This window comes from Streptomyces vilmorinianum (assembly GCF_005517195.1).
Taxonomy (GTDB): domain Bacteria; phylum Actinomycetota; class Actinomycetes; order Streptomycetales; family Streptomycetaceae; genus Streptomyces; species Streptomyces vilmorinianum.
Map to the genome: position 1 here is coordinate 6,913,887 of NZ_CP040244.1, position 12,540 is coordinate 6,926,426.

Here is a 12,540-nt window from a genome sequence, read left to right on the forward strand (position 1 = left end):
CATCGAACATGGGGGCTCAGGGCGTGGAAGACGTGGCGGACAGGGTGCGTGTGGTCATCGCCGAGGATTCGGTGCTGCTCCGTGAGGGCCTGACCCGTTTGCTGACCGACCGGGGGCACGACGTCGTCGCCGGGGTCGGGGACGGGGAGGCCCTCGTGAAGACCGTCGCCGGGCTCGCCGGCGAGGGCGCGCTGCCGGACGTGGTGGTCGCGGACGTACGGATGCCGCCGACCCACACCGACGAGGGCGTGCGGGCGGCGGTGCGGCTGCGCAAGGAGTACCCGGGTATAGGGGTCCTGGTCCTGTCGCAGTACGTGGAGGAGCAGTACGCCACCGAACTGCTGGCCGGATCCAGCCGGGGCGTGGGCTATCTCCTGAAGGACCGGGTCGCGGAGGTCCGCGAGTTCGTGGACGCGGTCGTCCGGGTGGCCCGGGGCGGTACGGCGCTGGACCCGGAGGTCGTCCAGCAGCTGCTCGGCCGGAGCCGCAAGCAGGACGTGCTGGCGAATCTGACCCCGCGCGAGCGGGAGGTCCTCGGTCTGATGGCCGAGGGGCGGACGAACTCGGCGATCGCGAAACAGCTGGTCGTGAGCGACGGCGCGGTGGAGAAGCACGTCAGCAACATCTTCCTGAAGCTGGGCCTTTCGCCGAGTGAGGGGGATCACCGCCGGGTACTCGCGGTGTTGACCTACCTGAACTCCTGATGGCCTGACACTCTGTCAGATATGCGACGCGAACCTGGCACCGGAACAGTCTGGGGGGCGACAGAACGTGACGATTCAGAGCAAACAGGCATCTCAAAACGAGGTCCATGATGCGAGAAGTCCCGGGAAGGCCCCCCTCACCGTCGTAGGGTGGGCCACGGGACGGCCGGTCAGCCGACCGTCCCCCGAGCCTTCTCCCGCCTCCGGCGGAGAGAGCCCTTGCCGCGAGGGAGGTCCAGTTCAGTGACCAGCCAGGTCAGTAGCGAGGCCGGCGAGGCCCTGGTCGGGGAGCAGCGCAGCGCTCCGGCCGCGCCCCGCCACGGCGACGAGAAGGAAGTCCGGCGCCTCGATCGGGTGATCATCCGCTTCGCCGGTGACTCCGGTGACGGTATGCAGCTGACGGGTGACAGGTTCACCTCCGAGACGGCGTCCTTCGGGAACGACCTCTCGACGCTGCCGAACTTCCCCGCCGAGATCCGGGCCCCCGCCGGCACGCTGCCGGGCGTCTCCTCCTTCCAGCTGCACTTCGCGGACCACGACATCCTGACCCCGGGCGACGCCCCGAACGTGCTGGTCGCGATGAACCCCGCCGCCCTCAAGGCCAACATCGGCGACGTGCCGCGCGGCAGCGAGGTCATCGTCAACACGGACGAGTTCGCCAAGCGCGCCATGGCCAAGGTCGGCTACGAGACCTCGCCCCTGGAGGACGGCTCGCTCGACGGCTACCGGGTCCACCCGGTGCCGCTGACGACGCTGACGGTCGAGGCGCTGAAGGAGTTCGGCCTGTCGCGGAAGGAGGCCGAGCGGAGCAAGAACATGTTCGCGCTCGGGCTGCTCTCCTGGATGTACCACCGGCCGACCGAGGGCACCGAGACCTTCCTGCGCCAGAAGTTCGCGAAGAAGCCGCAGATCGCCGAGGCGAACGTGGCCGCGTTCCGGGCCGGCTGGAACTTCGGCGAGACGACCGAGGACTTCGCCGTCTCCTACGAGGTCGCCCCCGCGACCCGGGCGTTCCCCACCGGCACGTACCGGAACATCTCCGGGAACCTGGCCCTGTCGTACGGCCTGATCGCCGCCTCCCGCCAGGCCGACCTGCCGCTCTACCTGGGCTCGTACCCGATCACTCCCGCGTCGGACATCCTGCACGAGCTCAGCAAGCACAAGAACTTCGGCGTCCGCACCTTCCAGGCCGAGGACGAGATCGCCGGCATCGGCGCCGCGCTCGGCGCGGCCTTCGGCGGCTCGCTCGCCGTCACCACCACCTCCGGCCCGGGTGTGGCGCTCAAGTCCGAGACGATCGGACTCGCGGTCTCCCTGGAGCTGCCGCTGCTCGTCGTCGACATCCAGCGCGGCGGCCCCTCGACCGGTCTGCCGACCAAGACCGAGCAGGCGGATCTGCTGCAGGCGATGTACGGGCGCAACGGCGAGGCCCCGGTCCCGGTCGTGGCCCCGAAGACCCCGGCCGACTGCTTCGACGCCGCCATCGAGGCGGCCCGGATCGCGCTCACGTACCGCACGCCGGTCTTCCTGCTCTCCGACGGCTACCTCGCCAACGGCTCCGAGCCCTGGCGCATCCCCGACATCGACGAACTCCCGGACCTGCGCGTCCAGTTCGCCACCGGGCCGAACCACGAGCTCGCGGACGGCACCGAGGTCTTCTGGCCGTACAAGCGCGACCCGCAGACCCTCGCCCGGCCCTGGGCCGTGCCCGGCACCCCCGGCCTCGAACACCGCATCGGCGGCATCGAGAAGCAGGACGGCACCGGCAACATCAGTTACGACCCCGCCAACCACGACCTCATGGTCCGCACCCGGCAGGCCAAGATCGACGGCATCGACGTCCCGGACATCGAGGTCGACGACCCGGACGGCGCGCGGACCCTCGTCCTCGGCTGGGGCTCCACGTACGGCCCGATCACCGCGGCCGTCCGCCGGCTGCGCCGCGCCGGACACCCCATCGCGCAGGCCCACCTGCGCCACGTCAACCCCTTCCCCAAGAACCTCGGGGAGATCCTCGAACAGTACGAGAAGGTGGTGGTCCCGGAGATGAACCTGGGCCAGCTCGCCACCCTCGTCCGGGCGAAGTACCTCGTCGACGCCCGCAGCCACACCCAGGTGAACGGCATGCCGTTCAAGGCCGAGCAGCTCGCCGCGGCACTCAAGGAGGCCATCGATGACTGAGTCACTCCTGAACCTCGTGCCGAAGGCCGAAGCCACCCAGTCGATGAAGGACTTCAAGTCCGACCAGGAGGTGCGCTGGTGCCCCGGGTGCGGTGACTACGCCGTCCTCGCCGCCGTGCAGGGCTTCATGCCCGAACTCGGCCTGGCGAAGGAGAACATCGTCTTCGTCTCCGGCATCGGCTGCTCCTCCCGTTTCCCGTACTACATGAACACGTACGGGATGCACTCCATCCACGGCCGCGCCCCGGCCATCGCCACCGGCCTGGCCACCTCGCGCCGCGACCTGTCGGTGTGGGTCGTCACCGGTGACGGCGACGCGCTCTCCATCGGCGGCAACCACCTCATCCACGCCCTGCGCCGCAACGTCAACCTCAAGATCCTGCTCTTCAACAACCGGATCTACGGTCTGACCAAGGGCCAGTACAGCCCGACCAGCGAGCTCGGCAAGATCACCAAGTCGACCCCGATGGGCTCGCTCGACGCGCCCTTCAACCCGGTCTCGCTGGCGATCGGCGCGGAGGCGTCCTTCGTCGCCCGGACGGTGGACTCCGACCGCAAGCACCTCACCGAGGTCCTGCGCCAGGCCGCCGACCACCCCGGCACGGCGCTCGTGGAGATCTACCAGAACTGCAACATCTTCAACGACGGCGCCTTCGAGGTCCTGAAGGACAAGGACCAGGCCCAGGAGGCCGTGATCCGCCTGGAGCACGGGCAGCCGATCCGCTTCGGCACCGGCCTGGACAAGGGAGTCGTACGGGACCAGGCCACCGGCGACCTGAAGGTCGTCACGGTCACCCCCGAGAACGAGGCGCAGATCCTGGTCCACGACGCCCACTCCGCCTCCCCGACGACCGCCTTCGCCCTGTCGCGGCTGGCCGACCCGGACACGCTGCACCAGACCCCGATCGGGGTGTTCCGGTCGGTGGAGCGCCCGGTGTACGACACGCTGATGGCCGACCAGCTGGACACGGCGATCGAGCAGCACGGCAAGGGCGACCTGGGGCAGCTGCTCGCGGGGAACGACACCTGGACCGTCGTCGGCTGACGACAGCAGTACGGAGAGGGGCGCGGCCACGCGAGGCCGCGCCCCTCACTGCTTCTTCCAGCGCTTCTTCTCGTCGTCCGCCGCCTTCTCGAACTGGCCGAGGAAGCGCGGGACGCCCCGCTCGATCCGGTACAGGAACAGCTCCTCGATGTACGTGAAGTTCAGCACGTTCCGTTCGTCGAACCCGTATCTCTTCGTGATCCCCTGGTACGGGAACGTCCGCATCGCCCCTCGCAGAGCGACCCGTGCGACGTCCAGGTGCTGGCTCGACACCAGGCCCCTCATGCTCTCGGCCAGGCCGGTGACCGCGTCGTACGCCTCCGCCGCGTACCGTTCGACGGGCGCCGCGGCCGACAGCCCCCAGCGCTTGCGGTAGGCGGCGGTGAACGCCTTGGCCTCGGGCACCAGCGCCGGATCGACATAGGTGGTGCCGAAGTACCAGCCCTCGGCGGCCGGCCCCGCGACGGAGAGGAACTCCGGCCCCAGCGCGTACTCGACGCCGCCGCACATGCCGCCGTAGCCCTGCTGCTTCAGGGCCTTGGCGCAGAGCCCGGCCCGGCGCGGGGAGACGCCCGCGTAGAGCACGGCGTCGGGGCGGGCGGCAATCACGTCACGCACCGTCGGCCCGAAGTCCTCACCGGTCGCCGCCATCTGATGCACCGTCACAGTCTCGCCCGCCGCGCTCATGGTGGTCTTCGTGGAGTTGGCCGTCTGCCAGCTGTACTCACCCGCCGCCCGGTCGTCCACGACGGCGACCCGCTTGGCGCCCCGCGCGAGGGCGAGACCGTTGAAGGGCAGTTGCAGCATGCCGTGAGCGACACGCAGCTCGCGGTAGGTGGGGTTGGAGGTCTGGCCGGAGATGTCGCCCTGGTCGATGCCGACGGCCACGGTCGCCAACACGAGCCGACTCTTGTCGTACGTGTCCGCGACGGCCATCACGGTCTCGCGGGTGGTGGGGCCGAGCACGGCCATGACGGCCGCGTCCTTCACGAACTCCCGCGCCACCGCGGCGGCCCGGGTCGGGTCACCCCCGTCGTCCCGTACCTTCACCGCCAGGCCGAAGGGCCGGTCGGAGCGGGCGTTGAAGGTCTCGACGGCCAGCCTCGCCCCGCGCTCCTGGGCGCGTCCGTCCGCCTTGCGGGTGCCGCTCAGATCGGTCTGGACTCCGATCGTGTACGTGGGCAGGGCCGTGGGCGACCCGCCCGCGCCGCCCGGCGCGCGGTCACGGTTCACGAGCCAGGCCGTCAGTCCGCCGGCCCCGGCGACGGCGGCCGCGGAGCCCAGCGCCAGGACACGCCGCCGTGACGGCGACGTACGGGCCGGTCCGGCGGAGGGCACCAGGACGGTCGGCTCCGCCACGGGCAGGTCCAGGACCCGTGCGGAGCGCTCCGCGATCAGCGCGGGCAGGCCGGGCGGCAACCAGTCCCCCGCCGGCCCCTCGGCCGGCCCCTCGGCCGGCCCCAGCGCGGCTCGTACCTCGGCCGCCGTGGGCCGGTCCGCGGGGTCCTTGGCCAGACAGGCGGTCACCAGCGGCAGCAGCGCCTCCGGTACGTCGTCGAGGTCGGGCTCCTCGTGGACGGTGCGGTACACGACCGCGGCCACCCCGCCCGTACCGAAGGGGCGCCGGCCGGTCGTCGCGTACGCGAGCACGCACCCCAGCGAGAAGACGTCGCTCGGCGGACCGACCTCACCGGCGCCGGTGACGCGGGCCTGCTCGGGGGCGAGGAAGCCGGGCGTGCCGATCATCGCGTCGGTGGCGGTGAGGGCGGTGACCCCGGCCGACCGGGCGATGCCGAAGTCGATCAGGCGCGGCCCGTCGAGTGCGAGCAGCACGTTGCCGGGCTTGACGTCCCGGTGGACGAGTCCCGCCTCGTGCATGCCCGTGAGCGCGTCGGCGAGCCGGGCGCCCAGGGCCCGTACGGTCGGCTCGGGCAGGGCGCCGTGCACGCCGACGGCCTCGGCGAGCGAGGGCCCCGGCACGAACTCGGTGGCCAGCCAGGGCTCCCGGGCCTCCGGGTCGGAGCCGAGGACGCGGACCACCCAGCGGCCGGTGATCCGCTCGGCGACCCGTGCCTCCCGCCGGAACCGCTCCCGGAAGCCGGGGTCGGCGGCGTGCTCGGCGCGGATCAGCTTGAGCGCGGCGAGCGCGCCGCCGGCGGACCGGGCGAGGTAGACGACGCCCATGCCGCCGGCACCGAGCCGGCCGAGCAGGCGGTATCCGGCGATCGCCGACGGATCGGCGGGGCGGAGGGGCTGCACGTGTCAGGTCCGTCTCTTCTTCGGCGGGCCGCCGGGGGCGAACTCCAGTGGTTTGTAGCGGCCGTTCTCCACCGCGTACATGAAGGTGCCGACGGCCCCCGGGTGCAGTTCGCCGGTCTGGGCGTCGAAGACATAGCCGCCCATGACGCCCTGGTACCGCACCTTGCGCAGGAGGGGCACGAGTTCGGTGCGGTCGGGGCGCTTCCCGCCCTTGGCGGCCTTCTCCACCTCCTGGAGCAGGATGTTGACCGCGTCGAATGACTCGCCCGTGTAGAAGGCGGGGGCCGCGCCGTACCGTTTGCGGTGGGCGGCGACGAAGGGCGACGCCGCCTTGACGGTCGTGGCGTCGACGACCGGGGCGCCGAGCACCCAGCCCTCCGCGGCGTCCCCCGCCTCCGCCGGGAACCGGGGCTCGAACACGTGCTGCCCGGTGATCTTCATGCCCGTGAAGCCGAGTTCGTCGAGCGCCCGGGCGGCGAGGACGGCGCTCGGGGTGAGGCCGCAGTGGACGTACGCGTCCATGCCTTCCGCCATCATCTCGCCGAGCACGCGCTTGTAGTCCGTGGTCCCCGCGGGCACCACGCGGGGAACGGGGACGAGACCCGTCTGCCGGAAGGCGAAGTTCGCGCCGCCGATGTACTGCCAGGCGTAGGTGTCGTCGGTGCGGTCCTGCAGGATGCCGGGCCGGACGCTCCGGGTCTTCGTGAGGACGTAATAGGCGAGGCAGGTGCCCGCGATGGCGTGCTGCGGGCATGCCTGCAGCATCGAGAGTCCCTGGCCGAGGTTGGCGTTGATCAGCATGTTCGACCCGGCGGAGACCGTGATCAGGGGCAGGAGTGCTTCGTCGTACGCCGGGAGCGCGGCCAGACCGGTGTAGTCGGAGGTCGGGCCGAGGACGCCGAGGACGTCGGGGTCACCGGTGAGGACGCGCGCCGCGGCCAGAGCCCTGTTCTTGTCCCCGCCGTCGTCGGAGACCTTGAGCTCGAGGGTGAAGGGCTTGTCCTTACGGGCGTTGAACTGCTCGACCGCGAGTCGGGCGCCGCGTTCCTGCGCGCGGCCGATGTTCTTGGCGGGGCCGGTCAGATCCGCGTGCACGCCGATGATCCAGCGTCGCTTCTTCGGCGTCGGACCGGCCTTCCGGTCCTCCTTGCCGTCGTCCCGCAGCGCGGCCCAGGCGGCGATGCCACCTCCCGCGGCGAGGGCGACCCCTCCCCCTGACGCCAGGAGCAGGAACTTCCGTCTGCTGGGAGCCGGTTGGTCGCCGGTGTCCGATGCGTCGAGCTGCGTGGCGTCGATCTCGGGCAGGGCGAGCATCGCGGCCGAGCGTTCGGCGATGGTCCGGACGACGGGCGCGGGCAGCCAGTCGGCGGCGGCGCCCGGCGTGTCCTCCGTGAGGCGGGCGGCGATCTCCTCGGCGGTGGGCCGTCGGTCCGGGTCCTTGGTGAGGCAGGCCCGCAGGAGGTCCAGGAGCCCGTCCGGCACGCCGTCGAGGTCGGGCTCGTCGTGGACGGTGCGGTACAGCAGGGCGTCGACCGCTCCCGTACCGAAGGGCGGGCGCCCGGTCGCCGCGTAGGCCAGGAGGCAGCCGAGGGCGAAGACGTCGCTGGGCGGGCCGATCTCGGGGGCGCGGGCCTCGGCCTGTTCGGGGGCGAGGAAGCCGGGGGTGCCGACGACCATGCCGGTGGAGGTGAGCGCGGTCTCCCCCGTCGTCCGCGCGATGCCGAAGTCGATGAGGCGCGGGCCGTCGACGGCGAGGAGGACGTTGCCGGGTTTGACGTCCCGGTGGACGAGACCGGCCTCGTGCACGGCGGCGAGCGCGCGGGCGACGGCGCCGCCGAGGATCCGTACGCCGCGCTCCGTCAGCGGGCCGTGCGCGGTCACGGCCTCGCCGAGCGAGGGCCCGGGGACGAAGGCGGTCGCCATCCACGGCTCGGGCGCGTCCGGGTCGGCGCCGGTGACGGGGACGGCCCAGGGGCTGGAGACCCGGCGGGCGGCCTCGACCTCGCGGCGGAAGCGGGCACGGAAGTCGGCCTGGTCGGCCTGGTCGGCGTGGGTGACCTTCACGGCGGCGAGTTCGCCGTTGTCCGTACGGCCGAGGTAGACCACGCCCATGCCACCGGCGCCGAGCCGGCCGAGGAGCCGGTAGCCGGCGATCGACGAGGGATCGGAGGGCAGCAGCGACTGGAGTGCGGCGGGGCTCACGACCGGACCTCCAGCTGGTCCTCGGCGCGCTCGACCATTCTGACGAGGGCCTGGACCTGCGCGTTGTCGGTGTCCTTGGCGGTGTGGCCGGGCGCGCCCTTGACGACGGCGGTGACGGTGACCTGCCCGACGCGGGACTGGTACCAGGAGTACGTCTGCTCGCCCTTGACGGAGTCGTTGACGTACGTCCCCGCCTCCCTGAGCGAGTCCACGGCGGTGAAGTTGCCGCCGACGCCGAAGGGGCTGCCGAGGGACATCAGGCCGCTGATCCGCTCCCCGTCGCGCAATCGCTGGTCGGGGCAGCGCAGCGCCTCCTCCAGCGTCTCGGCCATCTCCCAGTCGGCGTCGGTCTCGGTGCGGTGGACGGTGACGATCGCGGAGACCCGCAGCGCCCCCTTGCCCGCGCCGGCGGGGATCTCGCTGTAGGCGGTGACGCTGTGGAGCACGGACGCCGGGCGGGTGCCGGTCTCCCACGTGCACTGCTTGCCGAGGACGGGCCAGTAGCCGTCGGGGCTGAGGTGCGGGGTGCGCTCGACGTAGTCCGAGCCCCAGGAGTCGGGGCCGGCGACGACCGCGAGGGCGAGCCGCTTGGCGTCGGCCTCGTTCTTCGGGGCGCGCTTCGGGTCCGGGGTGAAGCCGAGCCCCGTGGGCGTGGACGTGGGCGGCGGTGCGGTCGCGGGCGGCGCGGTCGTGCCACCGGGACTTCCCTTGCTCTCGGGGCGCTTCCCGTCGTCCTCCGAGCCCGATCCCGATCCCGAGCCCGAGCAGCCCGTCAGGATCAGGCCGCAGGTCAGTAAGGAGCCGCAGGCGCGCAGCAGCACGCTTCGATACCCGTACGTCACGCATCCCCCACGCACGCTCACACATTCCCCGAGTGGTGAGCAGATCGTACGACGCACGGGTCCAACACGCCCTGGTTACAACATCATTGGGATGATCCGGCGGTGCTCGCGCGGCACGCCTCGCCCCCTGCACGTCATGACCGTATCGCGATACGGGCATGACAGCCTGCCCTGTGTGGCGCTACCGTCGACAGGACGGCGCGGCGCAGGCAGGGCAGGGCGGGAGATTCGGTGAACGAGCAGAGCGAGAGACGTGCGGGACTCCTCTACGGGATCGGCGCCTACGGCATGTGGGGCCTGGTCCCGCTCTTCTGGCCGCTCCTGAAGCCGGCCGGGGCGGTCGAGATCCTCGCCCACCGGATGGTGTGGTCACTGGCCGTCGTCGGCATCGCGCTCCTCGCGCTGCGCCGCTGGGGCTGGATACGCGACCTGATGCGCAGCCCGCGCAAGCTGGGCCTGATCGCGGTGGCCGCGGCGGTGATCACCGTCAACTGGGGCCTCTACATCTGGGCCGTCAACTCCGGCCAGGTCGTCGAGGCCTCCCTCGGCTACTTCATCAACCCCCTCGTCACCATCGCCATGGGCGTCCTGCTCCTGAAGGAGCGGCTGCGGCCCGCGCAGTGGGCGGCGGTCGGTGTCGGCTTCGCGGCCGTCCTCGTCCTCGCGATCGGGTACGGGCGGCCGCCGTGGATCTCGCTGATCCTGGCGTTCTCGTTCGCCGTCTACGGCCTGGTGAAGAAGAAGGTCAACATCGGCGGGCTCGAGTCGCTGGCCGCCGAGACCGCGGTCCAGTTCCTGCCCGCCCTCGCCTATCTGCTGTGGCTCGGTGCGCAGGGCTCCGCCACCTTCGGCGCCGAGGGCGCCGGGCACGCGGCGCTGCTCGCGGCGACGGGCGTCGTGACGGCCGCGCCGCTGGTCTGCTTCGGGGCGGCGGCGATCCGGGTGCCGCTGTCGACGCTGGGGCTGCTGCAGTACCTGGCGCCGACGTTCCAGTTCCTGCTGGGGGTCGCGTACTTCCACGAGGCGATGCCGCCGGAGCGCTGGGCGGGCTTCTCGCTGGTGTGGCTGGCGCTGACGATCCTGACCTGGGACGCGCTGCGCACGGCACGGCGCAGCCGGGCGCGGGCGGAGGCCGCCCTCGCCGCCGCGACGGCCGCCCACTCCCCTGCCACGGTGGCCGAGGCCCCCTCGCCCCAGCCCGGCCGCTGAGCTCGTCCCGCCGGCGGGTCGGCGGGTCGGCAGGCCGGCAGGCCGGCAGGCCGGCGGGTCGGCAGGCCGGCAGGCCGGCAGGCCGGCACACCGGGGTTCCGGGGTGCTCACGCGCCCAGCAGGTCGTACTCCCGGATCAGCCAGCACACCGCCGTGAGCCGCAGCGTCGCGAAGTCGTACCCGACCGGCTCGACCCAGTCGACCTCCGCCAGCCAGTCGGTGAAACCGAGGACGTAGTCGGACAGGTCCTCCCGCCGCACGGCCCGCCGGACCGCCGGGATCTCCGATCCCCGCTGGGCGGGGATCAGGGCGTCGCACACCGCGGCCGCGTGCTGATCGACCGCGGCCACGAGCCCCGGATCGGAGGAGAACTCCGAGAGCCGGGGCATGTACTGGGCGGCGACGCCGACCAGCGGGCAGCCGGGGGAATCGTTCATTCCTCCACACTAGGACGACGTCCGGCCCGCGAGACAGTGACCTTGGTCGCAGATTCCGGAACTTCCGGCGCGCCGGCAGCCTCATGTGCCATGGGCGCCTTGGGTCGCTCCTTGGGCCACCCCTTGGCCCCCTTGCTCCGCGCCCCGGTCGCCGTGACCGTCGGGGTTCACGCCTCCTGTTCCAGCAGCGTCGCCTCCACCCGTGCCATCACGCTCTTCCAGTGCGCCCGCTGCCGCTCGCGCTCCTCCGCGTCCGCCATCCGCTCCTGGTGGAAGCGCAGCACGGCCTTGCCGTCGCCCGCCGCCGAGACGGCGACCTGCAGGGTGGTCGTGCCGTACGTGAGACGGACGCGGTCGCCGGGCCGGTAGCCGCGCACCTCGCCGAAGGCGTACGACTCGCCCTTCTCCGTGGGCAGTTCGATCCCCTCCCCGAGCCAGAGCGCCACGCCCTCGGGGCTCGCGATGAAGTCCCAGACGGCGGCGGCGGGCAGGGGCAGGGTCTTCGAGACGCCGATCTCCCAGCCGGCGTCCTTCGTCAGGCCTGTCGTCGTCATGCCGTCTCTCCCTCCGCGTGTGTACGGGCCCGGTGCGCCCGCACCTTGTGACGGTTGCCGCACCGCTCCATGGCGCACCAGCGGCGGCGCCCGGGGCGGGACGTGTCCACGAACAGCAGGTAGCAGTCGTCGGAGCCGCATTCGCGGATCCGGTCGGCGTGGGGGCCGGTGAACAGCTCGATCGCGTCGCGCGCGACGGTCGAGAGCAGCGCGGTCGCGGTGGCCCCCGGGGCCCAGGCGTGCGCGCCGTCGGCGGTCATCCGCGGGACGAGCGGGGGCCGGGCGGCGGCCTCGTTGAGGAGGGCGAGGTCCTCCGGCGCGAAGGGGTGGCCGTACACGCGGGCATGGGCGAGCCCCCACAGCGCGTCCCGTGTCTCGCGTACGCGCGCCAGCTCGGCCGCCGTGACCGTCACGTCGAGCCCGCTCCCGGTCCGGGAGCCGAGCCCGAGCCGGCACCGGCGGGCCCAGTCCAGCAGCCCGTCGGGCTCGTCGAGGACTTCGTACCGCGCGGCCACGGGGCCGGGACCGCCCGTGAGCAGCAGCTCCAGGCAGAGCGCGCCCGCGTCGAAGCGGAACCGCTGCCCATCGAGGGCGACAAGGGACATTCCGGTTGTGGCCTGCATCACGTAACTAGTATAACTGGTTACATGACACCGATCCATTGGAAGCTCGTGATCGACGCCGGCGATCCGCACGCCCAGGCCGCCTTCTGGGCCGCCGCCCTCGGCTACCGGCAGGAGGACCACAGCGCCCTCATCGAACGCCTTCTCGCCGCCGGCGCCGCGCCGCCCGAGCAGACGGTCACCGTCGACGGACGCCTCTCCTGGCGGGATCTGGCCGCCGTCCGCCACCCGGACGACCCGCACGACGCCGGTTCGGACGCCGGCCTGGGCCGCCGCGTGCTCTTCCAGCGCGTCCCGGAGAAGAAGACCGTCAAGAACCGCGTCCACATGGACCTCCACCCCGGCCCCGAAACGGGTGGCCGGGAGGCGGAGGTCACGCGCCTGGAGTCCCTGGGCGCGTCGGTCCTGCGCCGGGTGTCGGAACAGGGCGGCACGTGGGTGGTCATGGCGGACCCGGAGGGCAACGAGTTCTGCGTGCAGTGAC

At 72.3% G+C, this 12,540-nt stretch carries 11 protein-coding genes; 5 read left to right on the plus strand and 6 right to left on the minus strand.

Annotation, left to right across the window (positions count from 1 at the left end):
- Positions 1–44: 44 nt before the first annotated feature.
- The 3 genes from FDM97_RS32145 to FDM97_RS32155 all read left to right on the plus strand — a co-directional run bounded on the left by FDM97_RS32145 (position 45) and on the right by FDM97_RS32155 (position 3,930).
- On the plus strand, positions 45–704 hold the full coding sequence (locus FDM97_RS32145; RefSeq protein ID WP_137995149.1) for a response regulator transcription factor: 660 nt from the start codon (positions 45–47) through the stop codon (positions 702–704).
- Positions 705–947: 243 nt separating this feature from the next.
- The gene (locus FDM97_RS32150) at positions 948–2,885 is read left to right on the plus strand and encodes a 2-oxoacid:acceptor oxidoreductase subunit alpha (protein WP_137994008.1); all 1,938 of its coding nucleotides are present in this window, start codon (positions 948–950) and stop codon (positions 2,883–2,885) included.
- Positions 2,878–3,930: a 2-oxoacid:ferredoxin oxidoreductase subunit beta gene (locus FDM97_RS32155; RefSeq protein WP_137994009.1), complete on the plus strand. Its 1,053-nt coding sequence runs from the start codon at positions 2,878–2,880 to the stop codon at positions 3,928–3,930. Before FDM97_RS32150 ends, FDM97_RS32155 begins: the two co-directional genes overlap by 8 nt.
- Positions 3,931–3,975: 45 nt before the next feature.
- Here the strand turns inward: FDM97_RS32155 and FDM97_RS32160 are convergent, their stop codons facing one another.
- Genes FDM97_RS32160 through FDM97_RS36700 form a run of 3 tightly spaced genes read right to left on the minus strand, consistent with a single transcriptional unit; the run spans position 3,976 to position 9,233 of the window.
- Complete coding sequence (locus tag FDM97_RS32160; protein ID WP_137994010.1) at positions 3,976–6,189, minus strand: bifunctional serine/threonine-protein kinase/ABC transporter substrate-binding protein; 2,214 nt, start codon at positions 6,187–6,189, stop codon at positions 3,976–3,978.
- 3 nt (positions 6,190–6,192) lie between these two features.
- Positions 6,193–8,391 carry a bifunctional serine/threonine-protein kinase/ABC transporter substrate-binding protein gene (locus FDM97_RS32165; protein ID WP_254705823.1) on the minus strand — a complete coding sequence of 733 codons (2,199 nt, stop codon included), beginning with the start codon at positions 8,389–8,391 and terminating at the stop codon, positions 6,193–6,195.
- Positions 8,388–9,233: a hypothetical protein gene (locus FDM97_RS36700; RefSeq protein ID WP_254705824.1), complete on the minus strand. Its 846-nt coding sequence runs from the start codon at positions 9,231–9,233 to the stop codon at positions 8,388–8,390. The genes FDM97_RS32165 and FDM97_RS36700 overlap by 4 nt, the downstream gene beginning before the upstream one ends.
- Positions 9,234–9,521: 288 nt before the next feature.
- On the opposite strand from FDM97_RS36700, the gene rarD reads away from it, so the two are divergent.
- Positions 9,522–10,442, plus strand: coding sequence for an EamA family transporter RarD (gene rarD, locus FDM97_RS32170; protein WP_432816291.1), 921 nt, complete (start codon positions 9,522–9,524; stop codon positions 10,440–10,442).
- 107 nt (positions 10,443–10,549) lie between these two features.
- On the opposite strand, the gene FDM97_RS32175 is transcribed toward rarD, so the two are convergent.
- From FDM97_RS32175 to FDM97_RS32185, 3 genes are all read right to left on the minus strand, one after another.
- The gene (locus FDM97_RS32175; RefSeq protein WP_137994013.1) at positions 10,550–10,879 is read right to left on the minus strand and encodes a DUF6401 family natural product biosynthesis protein; all 330 of its coding nucleotides are present in this window, start codon (positions 10,877–10,879) and stop codon (positions 10,550–10,552) included.
- A gap of 167 nt (positions 10,880–11,046) precedes the next feature.
- Entirely contained in the window at positions 11,047–11,433 is a 387-nt protein-coding gene (locus FDM97_RS32180) for an SRPBCC family protein (RefSeq protein WP_137994014.1), read from the minus strand.
- A complete protein-coding gene (locus tag FDM97_RS32185) occupies positions 11,430–12,056 on the minus strand; it encodes a CGNR zinc finger domain-containing protein (protein ID WP_254705988.1) in 627 nt (208 codons plus the stop codon). Before FDM97_RS32185 ends, FDM97_RS32180 begins: the two co-directional genes overlap by 4 nt.
- A 24-nt stretch (positions 12,057–12,080) precedes the next feature.
- On the opposite strand from FDM97_RS32185, the gene FDM97_RS32190 reads away from it, so the two are divergent.
- The gene (locus FDM97_RS32190; protein ID WP_175439308.1) at positions 12,081–12,539 is read left to right on the plus strand and encodes a VOC family protein; all 459 of its coding nucleotides are present in this window, start codon (positions 12,081–12,083) and stop codon (positions 12,537–12,539) included.
- The last annotated feature ends 1 nt before the right edge of the window (position 12,540 follow it).

Coding starts and splice junctions, on each gene's coding strand:
- FDM97_RS32155 (WP_137994009.1), top strand. CDS start 2,878: ATGACTGAGTCACTCCTGAACCTCGTGCCGAAGGCCGAAGCCACCCAG.
- rarD (WP_432816291.1), top strand. CDS start 9,522: ATGTGGGGCCTGGTCCCGCTCTTCTGGCCGCTCCTGAAGCCGGCCGGG.
- FDM97_RS32175 (WP_137994013.1), bottom strand. CDS start 10,879: ATGAACGATTCCCCCGGCTGCCCGCTGGTCGGCGTCGCCGCCCAGTAC.
- FDM97_RS32180 (WP_137994014.1), bottom strand. CDS start 11,433: ATGACGACGACAGGCCTGACGAAGGACGCCGGCTGGGAGATCGGCGTC.
- FDM97_RS32185 (WP_254705988.1), bottom strand. CDS start 12,056: ATGCAGGCCACAACCGGAATGTCCCTTGTCGCCCTCGATGGGCAGCGG.
- FDM97_RS32190 (WP_175439308.1), top strand. CDS start 12,081: ATGACACCGATCCATTGGAAGCTCGTGATCGACGCCGGCGATCCGCAC.